A 23,676-nucleotide genomic window follows, 5' to 3' on the forward strand; every position below is an offset into this window, starting at 1 on the left:
TTGGGCGCTGTCTCGGCAAGAGACCCGGTGAAATCATAATACCTGTGAAGATGCAGGTTACCCGCGACAAGACGGAAAGACCCCATGGAGCTTTACTGTAGCCTGGTATTGAAACTTTGTGCATCATGTACAGAATAGGTGGGAAGCTGTGAAGCGAGGGCGCCAGCCTTCGTGGAGCTGTCGTTGGGATACCACCCTTGATGTACGGAGTTTCTAACTTGCCGCCCTTATCGGGTGGAAGGACCATGCCAGGTGGGCAGTTTGACTGGGGCGGTCGCCTCCTAAAGAGTAACGGAGGCGCCCAAAGGTTCCCTCAGAATGGTCGGAAATCATTCGTAGAGTGTAAAGGCACAAGGGAGCTTGACTGCGAGACCTACAAGTCGAGCAGGGACGAAAGTCGGGCTTAGTGATCCGGTGGTTCCGCATGGAAGGGCCATCGCTCAACGGATAAAAGCTACCCTGGGGATAACAGGCTTATCTCCCCCAAGAGTCCACATCGACGGGGAGGTTTGGCACCTCGATGTCGGCTCATCGCATCCTGGGGCTGAAGTAGGTCCCAAGGGTTGGGCTGTTCGCCCATTAAAGCGGTACGCGAGCTGGGTTCAGAACGTCGTGAGACAGTTCGGTCCCTATCTGTCGCGGGCGTAGGAAGTTTGAGGAGAGCTGTCCTTAGTACGAGAGGACCGGGATGGACGCACCTCTGGTGCACCAGTTGTCACGCCAGTGGCACAGCTGGGTAGCTATGTGCGGACGGGATAAGCGCTGAAAGCATCTAAGCGTGAAGCCCCCTTCAAGATGAGACTTCCCATAGCGCAAGCTAGTAAGACCCCTTATAGACGATGAGGTTGATAGGTTCGGTGTGGAAGTGCAGTAATGCATGGAGCTGACGAATACTAATCGGTCGAGGACTTATCCACATTGCCTTTATGCTGACTTTCATTATCTAGTTTTCAGAGAATGAAGTTCATGAATAGATTCTCTCAACAGATTATTGTTGAGAGATTTTTCGTTTTATGAAAAGATTATTTAGATAGAATCATAGTGTATCTTATTGCCGTGTTAAATCGTATTACATAAGAGAACATTAGAACATATATGCACATGAAGATATGACTTAGGTTATAACCAATGGTATGATATGCTAAGGATAAGAATCAAATCCGGCTAAATATACTTTTCCTACATGAATTAGGCCTTCCTCATCTTCGTACCCCAATCATAGGACACCCATTGAAGCCTTACAGAACATGTAAGGCATACTGGTATGTAAAAAGAATTGGGGGCAAGTGAACTGATGTTGGAATAGACAGCAAAGGAGAGTCGAAATGAAAAAGATACTCATCTTTTCCGCCTCCATTGGCAACGGTCATAACCAGGCTGCTCGTGCGATTCAGGAAGAGTTAAGCGAACTTGGTTATGCTTCTATGGTAATTGACACCCTTGAATATATAAGTCCAACCTTCCATAAAATCTTATTGGAAAGCTATACGAATATATTAAAACTCTCTCCAAGTGTTTGGGGTAAAATTTATCATAATACAGAGAAAACCAGACTTTTTGATATGAACGTTTTTGTTAATAAGCTACTAGCAAATAATTTAAAACGATTGATTAACAGTGTAGAACCGGATGCTTTTATTGCTACGCATCCATTTGCTAGCTGTATGCTCTCTGTATTAAAGGGACGCAATCAATGGACGGAACCAATTTATACAATTATAACGGATTATACAATCCACCCATCCTGGGTAAATCATCATATTGACCATTATTTTATTGCTAGTGAACAGCTTTTTTACTTAGTTGATCTTTATCATGAAAATCGGCAAAAATTTAAACCAATGGGCATCCCGATTATGCGCAAATTTAGAGAAGAGGTTCATAAACAGGAGCTTCGTGCTAAATTTGAGATTAAGCCAGACCAAAAGGTGTTAATATTGTCCGGTGGTGGATTAGGGTTAGGCCCCATGGATAAAGTATTACAAGGTCTCGATGCCTTACATATTCCTTTAAAAATTTTCGTCTTAACAGGTCTAAATGAAAAATTATATAGAAGTGTTACAAACCGTTCGTATTCTCATGATGTAGTGGCATTACAATATGTAGATAATTTTCATGAGTATTTAGAAGTAGCCGATGCGATTGTAACAAAATCAGGTGGTCTAACAACTGCTGAGGTATTAAGCAAACGTGTCCCGATGGTTATATTTAATCCATTGCCAGGTCAAGAGGAACGAAATAGTCACTTTTTGTTAAACAATGGCTGTGCTGTCCACGCTACAGAGAGTCGAAATTTGATATACTCAATTGAGCAAGTGCTTTTAGATGAACAAAAGTCTAAAGCAATGCGACAACAAGCAGAGATGATTGCACGTCCGTTTGCCGCTTATGACATTGCTGCATTTATTAAGCAAGATATGCAGTAGATGAGTGAGTTCTATGAAAATCGGTCACAATCATGTAACAACACGATATTGAGGTGGTAGAGTGAGCATACAGCATGCCGTTATTTTTGATATGGATGGTACTTTATTGCAAACAGAGTCTATGGCTATTCCAGGTTTTAGACGCACCTTTCAAGATTTACGAGATCGCCAGCTATGGGATGGTGAACTTCCTGATGATCATGCAATTACTAATACTCTTGGCATGGTTCTAGATGAAATATGGGATATACTGCTACCGGAAGCAGATGAAAAGACAAGAGAACTGGCTACGGAGTTATTAGCTAAGCATGAAGAGAAATTATTGGATGAAGGTGTTGTTTCCCTGTATCCGGGAGTGGTAGAACAACTAACAGCACTGCACGAGAAGGGAATTGCGCTTTTTGTAGCATCTAATGCCATGGACGGTTATGTCGAAGCAATATGTGAGCACTTTAACATCACGCATCTTTTTACTGATCTATACTCAGCCGGACGTTTCCAAACCGAGTCAAAAGTAGATCTAGTAGCCCTTCTTCTAAAAACATACGATATTAAGCAGGCAGTCATGGTAGGAGATCGTAAGTCAGATGTTGAGGCAGGTAAAAAAAATCATTTATGGACAATAGGCTGTGATTTTGGCTTTGCTGATTCTGGTGAGTTGAAAAACGCAGATGTAGTCATTCAAGGCTATGCGGAATTACTTCAACAAGTACCATTTTATCAATCTAAATAAACAGGTAAAAGTGAACCACCTTTTTAAAGGTGGTTTTTTTGATTGATGCAGGTTGAAATAGACCTTTTTTGACCAAAATAAAGGAGTAAGGGAAATAAGGGTTGAAAGTAAATAAAAAAGTAATTATAATAAAAGTCAAAGATAGTCAAAGTCAAATTGACTAACTAAAAAATCAATTTTAACGCCCTTAGTTTCACTCATATTCTTAGGCAAGGAGGCGACACTTTGCGAAATATATCGGACATCATTGAGCGGCATTTAAAGAGCATACTTCAGGAGAGTCCGAATGGAGCTATTGAAATTCAGCGGAGTGATATTGCCGAAAAGTTTCAATGTGTACCGTCCCAAATTAATTACGTCATTAACACTCGTTTCTCTATTGAAAAAGGATATATTGTTGAAAGTAAACGTGGCGGTGGAGGCTTTATCCGGATTCGAAAGGCACAAATTTTGTGTAAGGATACATTACAGGAGCTTTTGACGGAAGAAATGATTGGGGATAGTATAACTCAATCATACGGTTACTCTATCATTGATCGATTGGTGGAAGAAAGATGGATTAGTTTACGAGAAGCCACCTTAATGAAGGTAGCCACCTCAAGACAGGTGCTGATGGTTAATACATCTTTACGAGATCAGCTAAGAGCTAGTATCTTAAAGCATATGATTACATCGATTCTCATAACATAGAAGTTACACCTTTGCAAAAAATAGAATTAACCCTAAAAGTCTGGTTGTACCGATTGACTTGTAAGGAGGTTCTTATTATGAATTGTGAAGAGTGCGGCAAACGTCCCGCAACCTTACATCTTACCAAAATCGTAAATGGTGAAAAGTCTGAGACTCACATTTGCGAGCAATGTGCCAAGGAAAAAGGCGAATATTTCTCAGGCTTTGGTAATTTTGGTCTAAATAATTTATTGGCTGGTCTATTAAATTTTGACCCAATGAACAAAGGTGTCAGCAGTCAACAGATGAACCAAAATACAGTTTCTCCGCTTACGCGTTGCGAAACCTGCGGATTAACCTATACACAATTTAGCAAGAGTGGTCGTTTTGGTTGCAGTGATTGTTATAACCATTTTGGGGCTAAACTTGACCCGCTTTTTAGAAGAATTCATGGAAATACCCAGCATATGGGGAAAGTACCTGAACGTACAGGTAGCCAATTAAAGATAAAAAAGGATTTACAGCAACTAAAAACTGCTCTTCAACAGCATATTGCTACAGAGGAGTTTGAAAAGGCAGCGGAAATTAGAGACCGTATTCGTGCATTGGAACAAAAGATTGAACAATCCAAGTGAATAAATGGTGGAGGTGAACATCAAGTATGTCCCTACAGCGTTTTACCCAGCACCCATGGAGTAATTGGATGAAAGGCGAGGGTCCTGATTCTGATATTGTAATTAGTACGCGGTTGCGAATCGCTAGGAACCTACGTCAGCATCCTTTTCCACTCTTAGCTACTGACTCACAAGCAGAAGAGGTCGTACGTAAAGTAAAAGAAGTAATCGATTCGTCTTCTATGAAGAAGAAAGGCGCCTTCGAACTGTTGTCCATGGAGGACATGAAGCCTCTCGAAAAGAGAGTGCTGGTAGAAAAACATCTTATCAGCCCCAATTTGGCAGAGGAATCCAGAAAAGGTGCCGTCATTTTAAGTGAGGACGAATCCATCAGTGTATTGGTCAATGAAGAAGATCATCTACGTATTCAGGTTTTCTTGCCAGGTTTCCAATTACGGGAAGCCTGGGAAAAAGGAAGCAAGATGGATGATATCTTCGAAAAACAAGTCAATTATGCTTTTGATGAAAAACGAGGCTATTTAACTAGTTGTCCTACAAACGTAGGTACTGGTATACGTGCTTCTGTCATGTTACATTTACCGGCACTTGTGATGACCCAGCAGATTAATCGAATTTTGCAGGCAATTACTCAGGTAGGCTTGGTTGTTCGCGGTTTGTATGGGGAAGGAAGCGAAGCTGTTGGCAACCTCTTTCAGCTTTCCAATCAAGTGACACTCGGTATGTCGGAAGCAGATATTATCTCAAATCTATACAGCGTTGCAAGCCAAATTATTGAACAAGAGCGAGAAGCGCGACAGTATTTGCAAGAGCATAGTCGCATATCTATTGAGGATAAGATTTTTCGTTCTTATGGGATTTTGACTCATGCCAGAACGGTCGAATCAAAAGAAGCGGCTCAGCGCTTATCTGATGTACGCTTGGGAATAGATTTGGGTTATTTACAAGCATGCAGCCCATTTGTTGTAAATGAACTGTTAGTTAGCACACAACCCGGTTTTTTACAATATGATGCGGGACAGAAATTAACAGCAGAACAACGAGATGAGCGTAGAGCTTCTGTCATTCGAGAACGACTAAAATGCAATTCATAAGAGAAGAGTAATGGAGGTGCTTATACTATGATGTTTGGACGATTTACAGAGCGTGCACAAAAAGTATTAGCTTTAGCATTGGAAGAGGCAGTTCGTTTAGGTCACAAAGATATTGGAACCGAACATGTTCTTTTAGGTCTGATCCGAGAGGGAGAAGGAATTGCGGCAAAAGCACTTCAAGCACTCGGTCTCGGACTTGATAAAATTCAAAATGAAGTGGAATCTTTAATCGGTCGTGCTCCTGAACAACCGGCAAACACGACGAATTATACACCAAACTACACCCCACGAGCTAAGAAAGTAATTGAGCTGTCCATGGACGAGGCTCGCAAGCTAGGTCATACGTACGTGGGAACCGAACATATTTTGTTGGGTCTAATTCGCGAGGGAGAGGGAATTGCTGCGCGAATTATGAACAACTTAGGCATTAGCCTAAATAAAGCACGTCAACAGGTATTGCAACTATTGGGCAGCTCAGAAATGATGTCATCTCATCAGCCTTCTGGAAGCAATGCATCGGCAAATACTCCTACTTTAGATGGATTAGCACGGGACTTGACGGCTATTGCTAAAGAAGGTTCACTTGATCCGGTGATCGGTCGTCAGAAGGAAATTGAACGTGTGATTCAGGTATTGAGCAGACGGACAAAGAATAACCCCGTATTAATTGGTGAACCGGGTGTTGGTAAGACAGCGATAGCTGAGGGTCTAGCCCAAAAAATTGTTAATAATGAGATTCCAGAAACATTGCGTGATAAACGTGTCATGACTTTAGATATGGGTACAGTGGTAGCTGGCACCAAATATCGTGGAGAATTCGAGGATCGTCTGAAAAAAATTATGGATGAAATTCGACAAGCAGGAAATATAATTCTGTTCATTGACGAGTTGCATACATTAATTGGAGCAGGTGGGGCTGAGGGAGCGATTGATGCATCCAATATTCTTAAACCAGCACTTGCTCGCGGCGAGCTACAATGTGTCGGTGCTACCACGCTGGATGAGTATCGTAAATACATTGAGAAGGATGCCGCGCTCGAACGCCGCTTCCAACCCATTCAAGTAGATGAACCGACTCCTGAAGATGCGATAAAAATCTTAAGCGGTTTACGTGATCGTTATGAAGCTCATCATCGTGTAAAAATTACAGATGAAGCTATTAATCAGGCGGTAAAAATGTCAGATCGTTATATAACGGATCGCTTTTTGCCAGATAAAGCTATTGATTTAATTGACGAGGCAGCTTCCAAGGTTCGCCTGCAATCCTTTACCGTACCACCTAACCTAAAAGAGCTAGAAGCACGATTAGAAGAGGTTCGCAAAGAAAAGGACGCAGCCGTACAATCTCAGGAATTTGAAGAAGCTGCAGCGTTAAGAGATAAGGAACAAAAACTACGCGAGGAGCTCGATTCCACGAAGAAGGATTGGAAAGAGAGACAAGGAAAACTAAACATGGAGGTTACTCAGGAGGATATCGCTCATGTGGTAGCTAACTGGACTGGTATTCCTGTTTTAAAATTGAAGGAAGAAGAAACAGAACGTCTATTAAAAATGGAAGATATTCTACACGACCGAGTTATTGGACAGGACGAGGCTGTTAAATCAGTTGCCCGTGCAGTACGTCGCGCTCGTGCTGGCTTAAAAGATCCAAAGCGTCCAATTGGTTCTTTTATCTTCTTAGGCCCTACAGGGGTAGGTAAAACAGAATTAGCTCGTGCTGTGGCTGAAACATTATTCGGTGATGAAGATGCCATGATCCGTGTAGACATGTCCGAGTACATGGAGAAGCACACCACGGCCCGTCTAGTCGGTGCGCCTCCAGGATATGTGGGTTATGATGAAGGCGGTCAATTGACAGAAAAGGTTCGCCGTAAACCATACTCAGTTATTTTGCTAGACGAAATTGAAAAGGCACATCCAGATGTCTTTAATATTTTATTACAAGTGCTTGATGATGGAAGATTAACAGATTCTAAAGGACGGACAGTTGATTTCCGCAATACGGTAGTCATCATGACATCCAATGTGGGTGCAAGCATGATTAAGAAAAATAGCTCCCTTGGCTTTACTACAAATGATTCTGAAAAGAAATATCAAGATATGAAAGATAAAGTCATGGATGAATTGAAACGTAGCTTCCGTCCAGAGTTCCTGAACCGTATCGACGAAATTATTGTGTTCCACTCTCTAGAACAGGAGCATATTGAAAAAATCGTTACCTTGATGACCGAGGACCTGCGCAAACGCCTAGTCGAACAGGAGATTGATTTCAAACTAAGCGAAGAGGCTAAGAAAATTCTCGCTAAAGAGGGCTTTGATCCCGCCTATGGTGCACGACCTCTACGTCGGGCAATTCAACGAAATATTGAAGACCGCTTATCTGAGGAATTGCTCAAGGGAACGATCACAAAAGGAGATACCGTTCAAATTGATGCGGAAGACGGCAAATTAACGGTAAAACGCTTGGAACAAGTAAAAGTAACAAAATAAACGAATCTTGAAGCAAAACATGGTATAATTTCAGGAGAAAGCAGTACGTATCCCCGAAGATGATTCGGGGATATTTTTTATACATCTAGCATACATGTAAGGTGATATAAAAATGCTGTCCATTAGCAGGATTTAACAGTAGTTGCACGAACAACAAGTAGAATGAATTTATAGATACGGGAGTATGTTATATGTCAAAAGTAAAAACAAAGTTTGTGTGTCAGGAATGCGGGTACGAAAGTCCTAAATGGCTGGGCAAATGCCCAGGCTGTAATAATTGGAATACAATGGTTGAGGAATTAGAGCGTAAACAAGCCGGTGGTAGAGAGCGTGGTATGTCCACTAAACAAAAGGCACAGCCCATCACAGAGGTCATAAGTGAGGAGGAACCACGGTTAGATACCACCTTAGGTGAATTAAACCGTGTCTTAGGTGGCGGTTTAGTTTTGGGATCGTTGGTGCTTGTTGGGGGAGATCCGGGGATCGGAAAGTCTACCTTACTTCTCCAAACTTCCTTTGCTCTTGCCCATCAGAATAATAAAGTGTTGTATATCTCCGGTGAGGAGTCTGTTAAACAAATTAAAATGCGAGCTGATCGGCTTGGTGTACAAACATCAAATCTACTAGTAGTGACGGAGACTGATTTGGAGCAGGTGGAGGAGCAGATCACGTTTGTCGACCCTGATGTGGTTATTATTGACTCAATCCAAACCATTTTTCATCCTGCTGTCACATCCGCAGCAGGGAGTGTAGCTCAAGTCCGAGAGTGTACCAGCCATCTGATGCGAATAGCAAAAAGTAAAGGTATCGCTATCTTTATTGTCGGACATGTTACAAAAGAAGGAGCAATCGCTGGACCGCGTATGCTTGAGCATATGGTTGATGCTGTTCTTTACTTTGAAGGAGATCGACATAATACCTTCCGTATTTTACGAGCGGTTAAAAATCGATTTGGTTCTACAAATGAAATGGGTATTTTTGAAATGAAAGAAAAAGGGCTAGCTGAAGTAGAAAACCCATCTGAGCTATTCTTAGCGGAACGACCAATTGGAGTTGCTGGATCAACGGTAGTAGCAAGTATGGAAGGAACTCGCCCCGTGCTTGTTGAACTACAGGCATTAGTTTCCCCAACCAGCTTTGCTACTCCTCGTCGAATGGCAACAGGGGTAGACCATCAGCGAATCGCTATGATTATGGCAGTTTTGGAGAAACGAGTAGGCTTAATGCTACAAAATCAAGATGCCTATGTAAACGTAGCAGGTGGGGTCCGGTTAGATGAGCCCGCTATTGACTTAGCGATTGCGGTAAGCATTGCTAGTAGCTTTCGAGATCATTCAACGAACCCATATGATGTAGTGATTGGAGAAATAGGTTTAACAGGCGAAGTCCGCGGTGTTTCACGAATTGAGCAGCGTATACGCGAAGCGGAAAAACTGGGCTTTAAGCGGGTCATTATTCCAGAGAGAAGCATACGAGGACTAGATAAGCCTGCTGGGATTGAGGTAATTGGTGTGAAAAATGTGGAGGAAGCTTTGCAATATGCATTAAGGGGGTAGCTATATTTGATGTTGGATGCTTTGCGTTTTGTCGCTCCAGGCACGCCTTTTCGTGAGGGTCTGGAAAACGTTCTACATGCCAAAACAGGCGCTTTAATTGTTGTGGGATGTAGTCCACAGATGAAAAACATCATTGACGGTGGTTTTTTTATTGACTGTGAGTTTACTCCAGCCCATTTATATGAATTGGCCAAAATGGATGGAGCTATTATTGTCAGCGAGGACGCTAAGCGGATTTTATATGCCAACACACAGCTATTGCCCAGTGGGGCTGTTGTTTCGAATGAAACGGGAACAAGGCATCGTACAGCCGATCGTACAGCGCGATTAACGAACCATTTGGTTATTGCCATTTCGCAAAGGCGCAATGTCATTACGTTATACCAAGGAACTCAGCGCTATGTGATTAAAGATATTAGCGTTATTTTGGCAAAAACGAATCAAGCACTGCAAACTTTGGAAAGATATAAGATGGTATTAGAGCAGGGGCTTACGAATCTAAGTGCGTTAGAATTTGAACAATTAGTCACTGTTCATGAAATTGTATCGGTTATGCAACGGATTGAGATGGTCATCCGTATAAAGTTAGAGATGAAAAAATATATCCTGGAATTAGGTACGGAGGGTCGATTAATTAATCTACAGCTAGAAGAGCTTGTGTTCAATGTGGAGCAAGAGGCAGAGCTACTCATTTTAGACTATGCAAAAGATAATAAGGTGGATACTAAGCAAGTCTTAAACGAAATGAGTAAGCTAAGTCCAGAGGAATTAATGGATCCAAGTGTCTTTCTTCGACTATTGGGGTATATAAATATGAATAAGCTGTCGGACGAGATAGTAATGACACGTGGATATCGATTGCTTAGCAAAATATCTAGACTTCCTTCCACTGTGATTTGCAATCTCATTTGCCACTTTGGTAATCTACACTTCATTATGATGGCTACTATCGAGGAATTGGACGACGTAGAAGGAATTGGGGAGATTAGAGCGCGAGCCATTAAGGACGGATTGAAAAGAATCCAGGAACAAGTGTTCATTGACAGGCACATTTAGTTCTATTAGTATGAAGGAATTATGCTACGGTTTTCTTTTTAAAGTCAACAGGTATAAATTACCCCCTTTTTCTACTCTTACCAATTACGATTAGCCGTAGGGATAGAATATCGCGGGATGATAATTAACGGAGGTAGACTATGATTGTGAAAGCATTGCCGAACATGCTCACTCTAGGCAACCTATTTTTAGGTATAGTAGCAATGATCTTGGCATTTAACGATTATGTTGATTTCGCAGCCATTACAGTAATCGTCGGTATGCTGTTGGACGGTTTGGATGGGCGTGTAGCACGTATGTTAAATGCACAAAGTGAATTTGGAAAAGAATTGGACTCATTATCGGACGTTATATCTTTTGGGGTCGCACCGGCCTTTATCATGTATGTAGTTGCATTGCAGGAAATCAGTGTAGTAGGTATTATCATCACGGCTCTTTTCCCCATTTGTGGAGCTTGTCGTTTAGCGCGCTTTAATGTACAAGCGGGTGTTCCTGGTTACTTTATCGGCTTGCCTATTACGGCTGCTGGTGGTGTACTAGCTACACTGGCATTATTTCATGAAGTATTTCCAACAACCATCTTGGCACTTGGAATGCTGATGCTTGCTTACCTTATGGTATCTCGCGTAAAATACCCGAACTTCAAAAAAGTAGGGATTCCGAAGTCAGCATATTGGATTGCTCCCATCATCATCGTTGGTGTGATTGTTATTGCGATTATGTTCCCGAATCAAATTTCCAAACTGGTATTTGTGCCACTCGCACTATATGCTTTGTATGGGATAAAAAAAAACGTTGAATATTTTATTCGCAAGGTAAGAAAAAGAGAATCGCAAGAAGAGAAAAAGCATTATCTATAACTTGATAGGATCAAACAACAACCCCCCGTTTAACGCAAACGGGGGGTTGCAACTTTCTTGCCGGTTCATCCGTAGTATAGAGAGAACAGAACAATTGGATGTTAGGAGAGATTAAAAACTCCCAACGTATTGAGTCGATCTGTTTCAACATCGAGTACTTTGGATAAGGAAATATCAGTGACGTTGCAAAGGGCAGCCAAGTAAAATAAGTTTTTTCCAATTTCAGCGGTTAGGATATCCCGGCAGTGCTCACAAAGCTGTCCCGAAAAATGCGTGTCTAGATGAGGTTGGTTATCGTGTAAGGAACTTGCTGGATCAAAAGCTTGCTTTAAGGCAGTAATCTCCACGCATCCACAATCAGTTACTGCTTTCGTCAAGGCCCGGTTTGTTCGAGCGCCGGACTCCTGCAGCTTAGACATGACATCTAAAATACTCCGATGTCTAATCAGTAGGTTGGAAACTTGTTCTTGAAAATCCTTGATTTCACTAGACAATAGTATTCACCTCTGTTCTCTGATGAGGGGGAGTCAGAAAATTCTATTCACTTGATTATGGTTTATTATAGAAACTCCATAATCCATCTGTCAAACCTTAGAATTTTTGCTGGCTTTTTCAAATTTATGTTTTTTTGATTGACGTATATGTTTAAGCTGTGTTAAAATTTCCGGCTATTTGACACTATAAAAAATATTTTGTTATAGTGAGGGGAAAGAGATATGAGACAAACCATTCAAATCATTTGCAGGAGACTAGGTTTTTTTGTTAGATCTTCTGTCTATATTAATAAGAGGAGGTGAGCCTATGTTAAAACGAATCTGTAAGTTTTTCTTTGTTATCATTGGTGGAGGACTGGGGTATCAGTTTGGGCCTGCATTTTTCTCATTTTTGAATGATTTGCTCAATTTTGGAGAAGTTCCACGTCCAGCATACATTGGGGCTGTACTAGGGGTGATTTTGTTTTACCTATTGGCAAATACGTTGGTGGATTATTTGGTGAATGCAATCCGCTGGGGTGAAGAAAGGCTATTGACACTCCCTATTACTGATGTCATGTTTGGAGCCTTAGGTTTGATTATCGGACTTATCGTTGCCTTTTTATTATTCCTACCGATCAATAGTATACCTGTCCCAGTTCTCGGTGATTTCTTACCACTTCTTGTTTCCGGTTTGCTTGGTTACTTAGGCTTTCAGGTGGGATTTCGCAAAAGAGACGAAATTATGGCGGTATTTTCTATAGGTCGCAAGGAGAAAAGCAAAAAGGAAAGCGGAGGCATTGGTGCCAACGTTGAGCATAAAGTTCTGGATACTAGCGTTATTATCGACGGTCGCATTGCTGATATCTGTCGCACCGGCTTTATCGAGGGAGCGCTTGTTATCCCAGGGTTCGTACTTGAAGAATTACAACATATTGCTGATTCGTCTGATGCACTAAAAAGAAACCGTGGTCGCAGAGGTTTGGACATTCTAAACAAAATTCAAAAAGAATTAAAAGTTAATGTTCAAATTTATGAAGGAGATTTTGAAGAGATTGCGGAAGTGGATAGTAAATTAATTAAGCTAGCAAAGGTCCTTAATGGTAAAGTGGTTACCAATGACTTCAACTTAAATAAGGTCTGTGAATTGCAAGGTGTTCCAGTTCTTAATATCAATGATTTGGCCAATGCGGTTAAACCTGTGGTCCTGCCGGGTGAAGAATTACATGTGCAGGTAATTAAAGACGGAAAAGAGTACGGTCAAGGAGTAGCTTATCTTGATGACGGTACTATGATCGTAGTAGAAGGCGGCCGTGATTATATTGGGTTAGAGATTGATGTGCTGGTAACCAGCGTGCTACAGACATCGGCAGGCCGCATGATCTTCGCGAAGCCAAAGATGCTGGAGAAGGCATTGTAGCGCATTGATAACATAATGGAGAGGGTACGTGTGGAAACAAGCGTGGTGATTGTTGCCGCTGGAAAAGGGAAACGAATGAAAGTTGGTAAGAACAAGATATGGTTGCATTTACAGCATAAGCCGATTTTTCAGCATACGGTTGAAGCTTTCATTCAACATCCGGGAATTTCCGAGGTGGTTCTGGTGATAAATGAACAAGATTACGAGGATATGGATCGATGGCGAAAGAGCATGCCATATTCAGTGATCTTGGCTATAGGTGGTGCAGAGCGTCAAGATAGTGTGCGAAATGGACTTGAAGCTTTATCAAAGAGCTGTACGCATGTATTAATCCATGATGCAGCAAGACCTTTTATCACAGCTGAGCAAATTTCTGGAATCATAACCAAATTAAAAGATCATCAGGCAGTTGTTGTAGCGGTTCCTGTAAAGGATACGATTAAAATCGTAGGTCCAGATGGAATCGTGCAAGCAACCCCGGCACGCGAGAGCTTGTGGGCGGTTCAGACCCCACAAGCTTTTCCACTTTCACTCGTAAAAGAAGCGCACCAGTTTGCACTTGAACAGGGAAAAGCAGGAACAGATGATGCGATGCTCGTAGAAATGCTTGGATACCCAGTTACAATTGTTGATGGTAGCTATGAAAACATCAAGGTGACAACTCCTGATGATCTCTGGTTTGGGGAAGAGATTATGAAGAGGCGTTTGGAAGAGAGGAAGAGGAGAAAATGAGGATCGGACAAGGTTTCGATGTACATCAACTAGTTGAAGGCAGGCCCTGCATCATTGGCGGTGTAACGATTCCATATGAAAAAGGCTTATTAGGACACTCAGATGCAGATGTACTATTACATACGGTTTCTGATGCACTTCTTGGCGCGATTGGAGAGGGGGACATTGGACGGCATTTCCCTGATACTGATCCAGCTTTTAAGGATGCCGATAGTTTAGAGCTACTCATCCATGTATGGAATTTGGTAAAAGAGCGAGGATATCAATTAGGAAATGTTGATGCTACGATCATCGCACAAGCGCCTAAAATGGCACCATATATTCCTCAGATGCGTGAAGTAATTGCTAAAGCGCTTGATGCGGATACTGCTCAGGTGAATATTAAAGCAACTACAACTGAAAAATTAGGCTTTACTGGACGTGGCGAGGGTATCGCTGCACAGGCTGTATGTTTGCTTGTCAATGCGTAAGTCTAGTAGTATCATAAGTTTGGAAGAGATGGGATAAGGATGGTGTCATCATGACAAAGGAAGTTCGTTTGCGCTATGCTCCGAGTCCAACCGGTCATTTGCATATTGGCGGTGCTCGTACAGCGCTATTTAATTATTTGTATGCACGTCGTTTAGGCGGAAAATTTATTGTGCGCATCGAGGATACAGATCAAGTGCGCAATGTGGAAAATGCCGCAGAGAAACAAATGGAAAACTTGAAGTGGCTCGGTGTCGAGTGGGATGAGGGCGATGACATTGGTGGCCCATATGGCCCATATCGTTGCATGGACCGCTTGGATATTTATAAAGGATATGTTGAACAATTATTAAAAGAGGGAAAAGCATATTACTGCTATGCAACAAAGGAAGAGCTCGATGCAGAACGCGAAGAGCAGCTTGCACGTAATGAAACCCCTCGTATTTTAGAAAAGCACCGCTATACAACACCAGAACAAAAAGCTGCCTATGAAAAAGAAGGACGAGTTCCTTCTGTTCATTTCATTATGCCAGAAAATCGTTCTTATACAGTAAACGATCTTGTTCGTGGTGAAGTAACCTTTGATTCAAATGAAATGGGCGGAGATTTCGTTATCTGTCGTCCAGATGGCATCCCAACCTATAACTTTGCGGTTGTAATCGATGACCATCTCATGAAAATCAGTCATGTTGTTCGAGGAGAAGAGCATCTATCCAACACCCCTCGTCAATTGATGATCTATGAAGCATTCGGTTGGGAAGCACCTCAATTTGCTCACTTAGCCCTTATTTTAAATCAAGAGGGTAAAAAGATGAGTAAACGCGATGAAAGCATTATTCAGTTCATTGAACAATATCGCGATATGGGCTACTTGCCAGAAGCTATTGTGAATTTCCTTGTATTATTAGGATGGTCTCCAGGTGGCGAACAAGAGATCTTCTCATTAAAAGAGTTGAGCGAGCGATTTAGCTTCGATCGAGTTAGCAAATCCCCGGCTGTATTTGACAGCACCAAAATGAATTGGATGAATAATCATTATCTCAAAGCTAAATCAGTGGATGAGATCGTGGACATGTGTATTCCTCATCTTCAAGAAGCGGGCTTCTTAGAAGAAGAATTAACTACTGAACGTAGAGAATGGGCAAAACAAATCGTAGCGCTATATCAAGAGCAGATGTCTTATTGCGCACAGATTGTACCTCTTTCCGCTCTCTTTTTCTTAGAGGAAGTAGTGTATGAAGAGGATGCCAAGGCAGTATTAAAAGAACCTCAAGTAAAAGAAGTACTTGTGAGCTTTAAGGAGCACATTGAATCTGCAGATGAATATAGTGTAGAAACAATTAATGCTTCTTTAAAGGCAGTCCAAAAAGCAACTGGATATAAGGGGAAAGCACTATTTATGCCAGTACGTGTTTCCATTACAGGTCAGGCGCACGGACGTGATCTTGGCCAATCCATTTACTTAATTGGCCGCGAAAAAGTATTGGCACGTCTACAGCAAGTGATTTCTAGTCTATAATAAAAACAACATAGATTTTGCATGCGTTGAACAGGAGAAGTACAAGAAAGAGGATTCAATAGAGAGAACGGGATAGGTGGAAGCCGTTTGTAGACTCTTCTTGGAAATGCACCTGGGAGCAACCAATTGAACACAATGTCTATTGCAAGTAGATTGGTCGGGGGACCCGCCGATAAAGGGTATTGAGCGAGATGGACTCTAGTCTTCTTTGGGGTAGAGTTTGATTCATCTAAGCAGAGTGGAACCACGGTAAAAGCACCGTCTCTGCGTCTATATAGGCGTAAGAGGCGGTGTTTTTTGCATTCATCTGAGAAAAGCAACATCCTGCCCTGCTGAAGCCTTGTCAAAACGTAAAGCCTGCTTCGTTTACGATGAAACGTTAAGAAACCGGTGGTCAGGCAAAAGAATAGGGGGAGTCCCATGTTTGCTAGGATGAAGGAAGACATACAGATCGTGTTTGAGCGTGACCCTGCTGCACGGAGTACGTGGGAAGTGGTGCTAACTTATGCAGGGCTTCATGCCATTTGGGGACACCGAGTGGCGAATAGCTTATGGAAAAGAGGATGGAAAACCTCAGCTCGTTTCGTTTCTCAAATCACGCGCTTTTTTACAGGAATCGAGATACATCCAGGAGCAACGATTGGTCGGAGAATGTTTATTGACCATGGAGCCGGTGTTGTAATTGGGGAAACTTGTGAGATTGGCGATGATGTAACCATATATCAAGGGGTTACCCTTGGAGGCACAGGGAAAGAAAAAGGAAAGCGTCATCCGACGGTAGGAAACAATGTTATTATTGCCTCCGGAGCAAAGGTGCTCGGTTCATTTAAAATTGGAGATTACTCTAAAATTGGAGCGGGCTCTGTCGTCCTCCAGCCTGTACCTTCCCACTCAACAGTAGTTGGGATTCCGGGCCGTATTAAGGTGCAAAATGGTCAAAAGGTAGAATGTGATTTGGACCATGTTAATTTACCAGACCCGATATTAGAAATGATTCGGGATATGCAAAAGGAAATTGCTCAATTAAAGGTGGAGCTTGATCAAGTTAAAAAGGAGAAATCAAATAATGAGCATACGCTTATATAACACGATGTCACGCGAAAAAGAGACCTTTGTCCCGTTAGAGGAAGGCAAAGTGAAAATGTATGTTTGCGGCCCAACCGTTTATAATTATATTCATATAGGAAATGCGCGTCCTGCCATCGTATTTGATACATTGCGCCGCTATTTGGCATACAAAGGCTATGAGGTTACATTTGTACAAAATATCACCGATGTAGATGACAAACTCATTCGCAAAGCAAATGAAGAGCAGACAACAGTGGCCGAATTGGCTGACCGCTATACGGTAGCATATAATCAGGATCTACAGGGAGTAAATGTCCTGCCACCTGATATTCAACCGCGAGTTATGAATACGATTCCGGAAATTATTTCCTTTATTGAAGGGTTAATTGAAAAAGGGTTTGCCTACGAGAGTGAGGGCGATGTCTATTTCCGCACTAATCGCTTTAACGAGTATGGCAAACTATCTCATCAGCCCCTAGATGATTTGCAAGCAGGGGCACGAATTGAAGTAAATGAAAAGAAAGAGAACCCGCTTGACTTTGCCTTGTGGAAAGCGGCTAAGCCTCAAGAAATTTCTTGGGAGAGCCCTTGGGGAGCGGGTCGTCCTGGCTGGCATATTGAGTGCTCTGCGATGGCCCTTCGCTTCTTAGGAGAGTCCATTGATATTCATGCAGGTGGAACAGATCTTACTTTCCCTCACCATGAAAATGAAATTGCACAGTCAGAGTGCTTTACAGGCAAACCGTTCGCTCGATACTGGATGCATAACGCAATGCTGAATATCGACAACGAAAAGATGTCTAAGTCCTTGGGCAATTTTTTATTAGCACGCGACCTGATTGCAAAATACACTGGTCAACTCATTCGCTTTTTCATGCTAAGCGGTCATTATCGCAGTCCGATTAATTTTAGCGATGAAATGCTGGAGCAAGCAGCTAATGGATTAGATCGGATTAAAAATGCATATGTAAATCTGGGGCATCGTCTCAATACGGCGCGCGAGGAAGAGCCAAATGGCTTAGCACAGGAGCAAGCGCAGTTAATTGAGAGCTTGCGTAAGCGTTTTGAGGAAGAGATGGATGACGATTTAAATACTGCTAATGGAATTACGGTATTGTTTGACATCGCCAAGGAAGCTAATCTATATACGCGTCATGATAACGTAGGGGCTACGGAAATCAAGGCTTACCGTCAGTTGCTAGAAGAGCTAAGTTCTGTATTAGGGTTAATTTTGCAGGAAGAGGCTACTTTACTAGATGAAGAGATTGAGCTTTTAATAGCAGAACGCACAGAAGCTCGAAAGGCTCGAAACTTTGCTCGTTCTGATGAAATCCGCGATCAACTACAAGAGATGGGAATTATCCTTGAAGATACACCACAGGGTATTCGCTGGCGTCGAAAATAAGGAGCAATAACATGATAATAGAAAGAGATACACTAGCCCGTGATCCTAAGCTTATTAATCCGCTAGTGCTCGCCTATTTAGGGGATGCTACGTACGCTCATTACGTGCGCTGTCATTTGATAACGCAAGGGATTGCAAAACCAAATCTGCTGCATAAAACGGCAAACCGCTATGTGGCTGCAAAAGCGCAGGCGACTATCCTGCACCATCTCCTTCCTTCTTTGACGGAGGAGGAGATGGCGCAAGTAAAGCGGGGAAGAAATGCTAAATCGGGATCGAGTGCCAAGAATGCTAACATTGTTGATTATCGGCATGCTACAGCATTTGAAGCCTTGATCGGTTATTTATATTTGAATGGTGAAGACAAGCGATTGCAGGAGATTATTCAACAAGCGTTTGCGATCGTGGAAGGAGAATAAATGAAATGAATGAAGAGTGGATTTTGGGTAAAAACCCTGTTATCGAAGCTTTGCGCTCGGGACGTACTATTAATAAGATATGGATGGCAGAAGGTGCTAATAAAAACCAAATGGGGCCTATCTTCACGCTAGCAAAGGAGCTTGGAGTGGTGATTACCACGGCTAACCGAAAGAAGCTGGATCAATTGGTTAACTCAGATAACCATCAAGGAGTTATTGCTTCAGTAGCGGCGTACGACTATGTGGAGATAGATGATATTTTGGCTAAGGCAGAAGAGAGAAATGAAGTACCTTTTGTCATTATTTTAGATGAGCTGGAAGATCCGCATAATTTAGGCTCGATTCTGCGAACTGCTGATGCGGTTGGAGCGCATGGCGTCATTATACCAAAACGCCGATCTGTTTCTTTGACAGCAACCGTTGCGAAAGCATCTGCTGGAGCGATTGAATATGTACCGGTTGCCCGTGTGACCAATATTGTACGTGCCATGGAGGAACTAAAGGAAAAAGGCTTCTGGATTGGTGGTACAGATGCGGCAGGAAAACAGGATTTCCGAGAAGGGGATTATACCATGCCGTTTGCTTTGGTAATTGGCAGTGAGGGGAAGGGAATGAGTCGTCTTGTACGCGAGAATTGCGACTTCCTTTACCGTTTACCGATGGCTGGACAAGTTACTTCGCTGAATGCTTCGGTTGCGGCGGCTATTCTAATGTATGAGGTATATCGAGGACGAAACCCACTCTTACCTAGAGGAAAATGAAATGGCTAAAAGAAAGAGCAAGCAACTGCTCATTGTAGATGGCTATAACATTATTGGGGCTTGGCCACAGTTGCGCGTCTTAAAGGATCAGGATCAGATGGATGAGGCGCGCGACATCCTCATTTCTCAATTAGCTGAATACCAAAGCTACTCAGGAATCAAAGTCATTGTAGTTTTTGATGCCTATAAAATACCGGGAATTGGAAAAAAGCAGGAAGATTTTAAGATTGAGGTTTATTTTACGAAGAAAAAAGAGACGGCTGACGAAAAAATTGAACGACTAGTTCATGAATTTTTCGAGAAAAATCGACAAATATATGTAGCTACATCCGACTATACCTCGCAGCGGGTCATTTTTGGACAGGGAGCTCTGCGGAAATCGGCACGAGAGCTGTTATTAGAAGTAGAAAATGCCCAAAAGGAAATTAATCAAACAGTAAAAGAAACAAATGAAGACCAGTATTTTTCACGGATTCCGTTAAATGATGAAATAGCGAAAATCTTCGAAAAATGGAGAAGAGAGTAAAACGCATTTGGTTGACGCTATTTTATCGATTCATGTATAATAACACTATCTTATGTAACCAGGTGTCGGAGGGATAATAGTGAGTGTTGATCTCAAGGAGTTGAAACATACTCAATATGATCTGATGTCCGACGAAGAAGTAGTAGAGTTAGTACGAGAGAACGATGCTGAGGCCCTAGAATACCTGATCAATAAGTACAAAAATTTCGTACGGGCCAAAGCTCGTTCTTATTTTTTGATCGGGGCGGACCGTGAAGATATTGTACAGGAGGGCATGATTGGCCTATACAAATCTATACGGGATTTCAGAGGGGACAAGCTCACTTCGTTTAAGGCATTTGCCGAGTTATGCATTACCCGTCAAATCATTACAGCGATAAAGACGGCAACAAGGCAGAAGCACATTCCTCTTAACTCTTACGTATCGTTGGACAAGCCCATCTATGATGAGGATTCGGATCGAACATTGCTTGACGTGATTTGTGGAACAAAGGTAACTGATCCTGAAGAGCTGTTTATTAATCGAGAAGAATTTGACGACATTGAAGGAAAAATGAGTGAAATTCTTAGCGATTTGGAACGTCAGGTACTGATGCTTTATCTGGACGGACGTTCCTATCAACAGATCGCAGTTGAGTTGGATCGCCATGTAAAGTCTATCGACAATGCATTGCAACGAGTGAAACGGAAGTTGGAACGATATCTAGAAGGTAGAGAAGTGCAACTGTAATTTGGAGTTTTACAAGATTGTCTATAGCATGTATTCGGCTATAAACGCAAAAATCCTGTTTTTTGTCGAATTATATTCAAGGAAAAATTAGTTAGAACGATAGTGTATAAAATTGTCAAGGCATTTCGTTGACATTATGCTAGCTGATGTGATAAATTTGTTTGGTAGCCATAGAGTAGATTCTATGGTTACTTCTATGAACATACGGAAAAAAGTAGCGGTTTTTCCCGAGTTTATTTGGGTTGTAGTTATAGTCTTTAGGTAACAGAAAAGATGGAGGTGGCAATGATGCGAGTAAACATTACATTAGCGTGCACCGATTGCGGTGATCGTAACTATATCAGCACGAAGAACAAGCGTACGAACCCTGAGCGCATCGAAAAGAAGAAGTATTGCTCCCGTGATAAAAAGCACACAGTTCATCGTGAAACTAAATAATGATGAACGAAAAGTCTGGAGGTAGCAATATGAATATCTTTTCCAGAACAGGTTCGTTTTTAAAAGATGTTGTCTCTGAATTGAAAAAAGTCCGCTGGCCGAATCGCAAAGAGCTGGTTAGCTATACAACAGTCGTTGTGCTTGCGATTACGTTCTTAGCGGTATTTATGTTTGTGGTGGACTTTGGAATTTCAGAGCTAATCGGTCTTATTATTAAGAAGTAGGTAATATTCGGGTCTTAGGAGGGACGGACGTCTAACGTCCTCGTGGATATGGAAAAAGCGTGGTATGTCGTTCATACTTACTCTGGGTATGAAAACAAGGTTAAAGCGAATCTGGAAAAACGTGTTGAGTCTATGGGCATGGAAGACAAAATCTTTCGGGTGCTTGTTCCTACTGAGGAAGAAGTAGAGAATAAAGACGGTAAAAAACGCACAGTTACCAAAAAGGTATTTCCTGGATACGTGCTTGTTGAAATGGTTATGACGGACGATTCATGGTATGTCGTGCGGAATACCCCAGGGGTCACGGGTTTTGTCGGATCCACTGGAGCTGGTTCCAAACCAACAGCGTTGCTTCCTGAAGAAGCGGATACAATTCTCAAAACAATGGGATTTGAAGCGCCGAAAGTTAGGATCGATTTTGATCTTCGCGACATGGTTACTGTAAAGGATGGTCCTTTCACAGGTCGTGATGGAGAAATCATTGAAATTCTGGCCGACAAACAAAAAATTCGCGTGCTATTGGATATTTTCGGTCGCGAGACACCAGTTGAATTAGATTATACACAAGTTGAAAAAATGGATTAAGAACTCATCTTGAAAAGTATCGTGTCATATGATACAGTTCTTGATGATTCTAGAATCTGCAGACGAATGCGGTTCTCAATCTCACTACTGATTGACTTATATGGTTTTTTGGTAGAGTGGGAGGGGCGAGTACCCCGCATTACCACACACGAAGAAGGAGGTGTATTACGTGGCTAAGAAGGTAATCCGCGTAATTAAACTACAAATTCCAGCAGGTAAGGCAAACCCTGCACCTCCAGTAGGTCCGGCACTCGGTCAAGCTGGGGTTAATATCATGGGCTTCTGTAAAGAATTTAACGCTCGTACAGAGAGTGAAGCAGGAATGATCATTCCAGTAGAAATTACTGTATTTGAAGATCGTTCTTTCACATTCATTACAAAAACTCCACCGGCAGCAGTTTTGTTGAAAAAAGCAGCAGGAATCGAGTCTGGTTCTGGCGTGCCTAACAAAACAAAAGTTGCTACTTTGAAACGTGATAAAGTTCGTGATATCGCGATCTTGAAACAACCGGATCTAAACGCAGCTTCTGTTGAAGCAGCTATGCGTATGGTTGAAGGTACTGCCCGTTCTATGGGTATCGTAATCGAAGACTAATTTGTCTTTGATTGCTTGTTAAGGGTGAGTTACAAGCTTTGGAACTCACCCTGTGGGAGGATTAAACCGCTACGACCACATTGAAGGGAGATTTGCAAATGCCTAAGCATGGTAAAAAATATCTAGAAGCTACAAAGCAGATCGATAAGACTAAAGTTTATCCTGTAACTGAAGCGATCGAGCTAGTGAAAAACGTAGCTTCTGCTAAATTTGATGAAACAGTTGAGGCAGCATTCCGTTTGGGTGTAGATCCAAAACGTGCTGACCAACAAATTCGTGGTGCTGTTGTATTGCCACACGGTACTGGTAAAGTACAACGTGTTCTTGTATTTGCTAGAGGTGAAAAAGCGAAAGAAGCTGAAGCAGCTGGAGCAGATTATGTAGGCGATGCAGACATGCTTGCTAAAATCCAAGGTGGATGGTTTGAGTTCGACGTTATCGTTGCTACTCCAGACATGATGGGTGAAGTAGGTAAATTGGGTCGCGTATTAGGTCCTAAAGGTCTAATGCCAAACCCTAAAACTGGAACTGTAACATTTGATGTTACAAAAGCAGTTAATGAAATCAAAGCTGGTAAGATCGAATACCGTGTAGAAAAAGGTGGTATCATCCACGCTCCTATCGGTAAAGTATCCTTTGATGTTCAAAAACTAACTGAAAACCTTGCAGCTCTGACAGATGCGCTTAACCGTGCAAAACCAGCAGCAGCTAAAGGTATTTACATGAAGAGCGTATCTATCAGCTCCACTATGGGTCCTGGTGTACGCGTTGATGTAAAATAATTACAGTTGACTTCT

25 protein-coding genes, 1 rRNA gene and 1 other annotated feature (1 of these 27 only partly in view) are annotated in these 23,676 nt (G+C 42.1%); of the genes, 25 read left to right on the forward strand and 1 reads right to left on the reverse strand.

All coding sequences use genetic code 11. The features are described 5' to 3' along the window. The 10 genes from BRLA_RS00710 to pssA all read left to right on the forward strand — a co-directional run. Positions 1-917, forward strand: a 23S ribosomal RNA gene (locus BRLA_RS00710); it begins 2,013 nt to the left of the window's first position. 408 nt (positions 918-1,325) lie between these two features. Next, positions 1,326-2,426: an MGDG synthase family glycosyltransferase gene (locus tag BRLA_RS00715; RefSeq protein ID WP_003333837.1), complete on the forward strand. Its 1,101-nt coding sequence runs from the start codon at positions 1,326-1,328 to the stop codon at positions 2,424-2,426. Between the two features lie 61 nt (positions 2,427-2,487). Continuing rightward, positions 2,488-3,159, forward strand: coding sequence for an HAD family hydrolase (locus BRLA_RS00720; protein WP_003333836.1), 672 nt, complete (start codon positions 2,488-2,490; stop codon positions 3,157-3,159). Between the two features lie 225 nt (positions 3,160-3,384). Next, the gene (locus BRLA_RS00725) at positions 3,385-3,849 is read left to right on the forward strand and encodes a CtsR family transcriptional regulator (RefSeq protein ID WP_003333834.1); all 465 of its coding nucleotides are present in this window, start codon (positions 3,385-3,387) and stop codon (positions 3,847-3,849) included. Between the two features lie 77 nt (positions 3,850-3,926). Further along, positions 3,927-4,463 carry a protein-arginine kinase activator protein McsA gene (locus BRLA_RS00730; protein ID WP_003333833.1) on the forward strand — a complete coding sequence of 179 codons (537 nt, stop codon included), beginning with the start codon at positions 3,927-3,929 and terminating at the stop codon, positions 4,461-4,463. A gap of 26 nt (positions 4,464-4,489) precedes the next feature. Then, positions 4,490-5,554 (forward strand): protein-arginine kinase McsB, encoded by a 1,065-nt coding sequence (locus tag BRLA_RS00735; protein WP_003333832.1) that lies wholly within the window; start codon positions 4,490-4,492, stop codon positions 5,552-5,554. Positions 5,555-5,581: 27 nt separating this feature from the next. Beyond that, complete coding sequence (locus BRLA_RS00740) at positions 5,582-8,044, forward strand: ATP-dependent Clp protease ATP-binding subunit (RefSeq protein WP_003333831.1); 2,463 nt, start codon at positions 5,582-5,584, stop codon at positions 8,042-8,044. Positions 8,045-8,235: 191 nt separating this feature from the next. Next, positions 8,236-9,600 carry a DNA repair protein RadA gene (radA, locus tag BRLA_RS00745; RefSeq protein ID WP_003333830.1) on the forward strand — a complete coding sequence of 455 codons (1,365 nt, stop codon included), beginning with the start codon at positions 8,236-8,238 and terminating at the stop codon, positions 9,598-9,600. 9 nt (positions 9,601-9,609) lie between these two features. Then, positions 9,610-10,656: a DNA integrity scanning diadenylate cyclase DisA gene (disA, locus tag BRLA_RS00750; protein ID WP_003333829.1), complete on the forward strand. Its 1,047-nt coding sequence runs from the start codon at positions 9,610-9,612 to the stop codon at positions 10,654-10,656. A gap of 140 nt (positions 10,657-10,796) precedes the next feature. Further along, positions 10,797-11,516: a CDP-diacylglycerol--serine O-phosphatidyltransferase gene (gene pssA, locus BRLA_RS00755; protein ID WP_003345131.1), complete on the forward strand. Its 720-nt coding sequence runs from the start codon at positions 10,797-10,799 to the stop codon at positions 11,514-11,516. A gap of 101 nt (positions 11,517-11,617) precedes the next feature. On the opposite strand, the gene BRLA_RS00760 is transcribed toward pssA, so the two are convergent. Then, a complete protein-coding gene (locus BRLA_RS00760) occupies positions 11,618-12,010 on the reverse strand; it encodes a nucleoside triphosphate pyrophosphohydrolase family protein (protein WP_041751882.1) in 393 nt (130 codons plus the stop codon). A gap of 307 nt (positions 12,011-12,317) precedes the next feature. On the opposite strand from BRLA_RS00760, the gene BRLA_RS00765 reads away from it, so the two are divergent. The 15 genes from BRLA_RS00765 (at position 12,318) to rplA (ending at position 23,661) form a co-directional block, all read left to right on the forward strand. Continuing rightward, positions 12,318-13,409 carry a PIN/TRAM domain-containing protein gene (locus tag BRLA_RS00765; protein ID WP_003333826.1) on the forward strand — a complete coding sequence of 364 codons (1,092 nt, stop codon included), beginning with the start codon at positions 12,318-12,320 and terminating at the stop codon, positions 13,407-13,409. Between the two features lie 30 nt (positions 13,410-13,439). Next, positions 13,440-14,141 (forward strand): 2-C-methyl-D-erythritol 4-phosphate cytidylyltransferase, encoded by a 702-nt coding sequence (gene ispD, locus BRLA_RS00770; RefSeq protein ID WP_003333825.1) that lies wholly within the window; start codon positions 13,440-13,442, stop codon positions 14,139-14,141. Beyond that, positions 14,138-14,611 (forward strand): 2-C-methyl-D-erythritol 2,4-cyclodiphosphate synthase, encoded by a 474-nt coding sequence (gene ispF / locus BRLA_RS00775; RefSeq protein WP_003333824.1) that lies wholly within the window; start codon positions 14,138-14,140, stop codon positions 14,609-14,611. Before ispD ends, ispF begins: the two co-directional genes overlap by 4 nt. A gap of 50 nt (positions 14,612-14,661) precedes the next feature. Further along, positions 14,662-16,128: a glutamate--tRNA ligase gene (gene gltX / locus BRLA_RS00780; RefSeq protein WP_003333822.1), complete on the forward strand. Its 1,467-nt coding sequence runs from the start codon at positions 14,662-14,664 to the stop codon at positions 16,126-16,128. 17 nt (positions 16,129-16,145) lie between these two features. Next, positions 16,146-16,397, forward strand: a binding site (T-box leader). A 151-nt stretch (positions 16,398-16,548) separates the two neighbouring features. Next, positions 16,549-17,214, forward strand: a complete 666-nt coding sequence (gene cysE, locus BRLA_RS00785) for a serine O-acetyltransferase (RefSeq protein ID WP_003333821.1) — start codon at positions 16,549-16,551, stop codon at positions 17,212-17,214. Beyond that, positions 17,195-18,601 (forward strand): cysteine--tRNA ligase, encoded by a 1,407-nt coding sequence (gene cysS / locus BRLA_RS00790; RefSeq protein ID WP_003333820.1) that lies wholly within the window; start codon positions 17,195-17,197, stop codon positions 18,599-18,601. Before cysE ends, cysS begins: the two co-directional genes overlap by 20 nt. Before the next feature lie 11 nt (positions 18,602-18,612). After that, positions 18,613-19,020 (forward strand): Mini-ribonuclease 3, encoded by a 408-nt coding sequence (locus tag BRLA_RS00795; RefSeq protein ID WP_003333819.1) that lies wholly within the window; start codon positions 18,613-18,615, stop codon positions 19,018-19,020. 5 nt (positions 19,021-19,025) lie between these two features. Further along, positions 19,026-19,781: a 23S rRNA (guanosine(2251)-2'-O)-methyltransferase RlmB gene (gene rlmB, locus BRLA_RS00800; protein ID WP_003333818.1), complete on the forward strand. Its 756-nt coding sequence runs from the start codon at positions 19,026-19,028 to the stop codon at positions 19,779-19,781. Position 19,782: 1 nt separating this feature from the next. Further along, complete coding sequence (locus tag BRLA_RS00805; protein WP_003333817.1) at positions 19,783-20,307, forward strand: NYN domain-containing protein; 525 nt, start codon at positions 19,783-19,785, stop codon at positions 20,305-20,307. 79 nt (positions 20,308-20,386) lie between these two features. Then, a complete protein-coding gene (gene sigH, locus BRLA_RS00810) occupies positions 20,387-21,037 on the forward strand; it encodes an RNA polymerase sporulation sigma factor SigH (RefSeq protein ID WP_003333816.1) in 651 nt (216 codons plus the stop codon). A 285-nt stretch (positions 21,038-21,322) separates the two neighbouring features. Further along, positions 21,323-21,475: a 50S ribosomal protein L33 gene (rpmG, locus tag BRLA_RS00815; protein ID WP_255193757.1), complete on the forward strand. Its 153-nt coding sequence runs from the start codon at positions 21,323-21,325 to the stop codon at positions 21,473-21,475. Positions 21,476-21,504: 29 nt separating this feature from the next. Next, positions 21,505-21,699 (forward strand): preprotein translocase subunit SecE, encoded by a 195-nt coding sequence (gene secE / locus BRLA_RS00820; protein ID WP_003333814.1) that lies wholly within the window; start codon positions 21,505-21,507, stop codon positions 21,697-21,699. Positions 21,700-21,747: 48 nt separating this feature from the next. Next, a complete protein-coding gene (gene nusG, locus BRLA_RS00825) occupies positions 21,748-22,284 on the forward strand; it encodes a transcription termination/antitermination protein NusG (RefSeq protein ID WP_003333813.1) in 537 nt (178 codons plus the stop codon). 169 nt (positions 22,285-22,453) lie between these two features. After that, positions 22,454-22,879, forward strand: coding sequence for a 50S ribosomal protein L11 (gene rplK, locus BRLA_RS00830; protein WP_003333812.1), 426 nt, complete (start codon positions 22,454-22,456; stop codon positions 22,877-22,879). Between the two features lie 98 nt (positions 22,880-22,977). Beyond that, entirely contained in the window at positions 22,978-23,661 is a 684-nt protein-coding gene (gene rplA, locus BRLA_RS00835) for a 50S ribosomal protein L1 (RefSeq protein WP_003333811.1), read from the forward strand. Positions 23,662-23,676 lie beyond the last annotated feature (15 nt).

This window comes from Brevibacillus laterosporus LMG 15441 (genome assembly GCF_000219535.2).
Classification (GTDB): domain Bacteria; phylum Bacillota; class Bacilli; order Brevibacillales; family Brevibacillaceae; genus Brevibacillus_B; species Brevibacillus_B halotolerans.

What these genes read in the sequence shown, in the direction of transcription:
- BRLA_RS00715 (WP_003333837.1), top strand. Translation starts at nt 1,326, where the DNA reads ATGAAAAAGATACTCATCTTTTCCGCCTCCATTGGCAACGGTCATAAC.
- BRLA_RS00730 (WP_003333833.1), top strand. Translation starts at nt 3,927, where the DNA reads ATGAATTGTGAAGAGTGCGGCAAACGTCCCGCAACCTTACATCTTACC.
- BRLA_RS00735 (WP_003333832.1), top strand. Translation starts at nt 4,490, where the DNA reads ATGTCCCTACAGCGTTTTACCCAGCACCCATGGAGTAATTGGATGAAA.
- BRLA_RS00740 (WP_003333831.1), top strand. Translation starts at nt 5,582, where the DNA reads ATGATGTTTGGACGATTTACAGAGCGTGCACAAAAAGTATTAGCTTTA.
- radA (WP_003333830.1), top strand. Translation starts at nt 8,236, where the DNA reads ATGTCAAAAGTAAAAACAAAGTTTGTGTGTCAGGAATGCGGGTACGAA.
- disA (WP_003333829.1), top strand. Translation starts at nt 9,610, where the DNA reads ATGTTGGATGCTTTGCGTTTTGTCGCTCCAGGCACGCCTTTTCGTGAG.
- pssA (WP_003345131.1), top strand. Translation starts at nt 10,797, where the DNA reads ATGATTGTGAAAGCATTGCCGAACATGCTCACTCTAGGCAACCTATTT.
- BRLA_RS00765 (WP_003333826.1), top strand. Translation starts at nt 12,318, where the DNA reads ATGTTAAAACGAATCTGTAAGTTTTTCTTTGTTATCATTGGTGGAGGA.
- ispF (WP_003333824.1), top strand. Translation starts at nt 14,138, where the DNA reads ATGAGGATCGGACAAGGTTTCGATGTACATCAACTAGTTGAAGGCAGG.
- gltX (WP_003333822.1), top strand. Translation starts at nt 14,662, where the DNA reads ATGACAAAGGAAGTTCGTTTGCGCTATGCTCCGAGTCCAACCGGTCAT.
- cysE (WP_003333821.1), top strand. Translation starts at nt 16,549, where the DNA reads ATGTTTGCTAGGATGAAGGAAGACATACAGATCGTGTTTGAGCGTGAC.
- cysS (WP_003333820.1), top strand. Translation starts at nt 17,195, where the DNA reads ATGAGCATACGCTTATATAACACGATGTCACGCGAAAAAGAGACCTTT.
- BRLA_RS00795 (WP_003333819.1), top strand. Translation starts at nt 18,613, where the DNA reads ATGATAATAGAAAGAGATACACTAGCCCGTGATCCTAAGCTTATTAAT.
- rlmB (WP_003333818.1), top strand. Translation starts at nt 19,026, where the DNA reads ATGAATGAAGAGTGGATTTTGGGTAAAAACCCTGTTATCGAAGCTTTG.
- BRLA_RS00805 (WP_003333817.1), top strand. Translation starts at nt 19,783, where the DNA reads ATGGCTAAAAGAAAGAGCAAGCAACTGCTCATTGTAGATGGCTATAAC.
- rpmG (WP_255193757.1), top strand. Translation starts at nt 21,323, where the DNA reads ATGATGCGAGTAAACATTACATTAGCGTGCACCGATTGCGGTGATCGT.
- secE (WP_003333814.1), top strand. Translation starts at nt 21,505, where the DNA reads ATGAATATCTTTTCCAGAACAGGTTCGTTTTTAAAAGATGTTGTCTCT.
- nusG (WP_003333813.1), top strand. Translation starts at nt 21,748, where the DNA reads ATGGAAAAAGCGTGGTATGTCGTTCATACTTACTCTGGGTATGAAAAC.
- rplA (WP_003333811.1), top strand. Translation starts at nt 22,978, where the DNA reads ATGCCTAAGCATGGTAAAAAATATCTAGAAGCTACAAAGCAGATCGAT.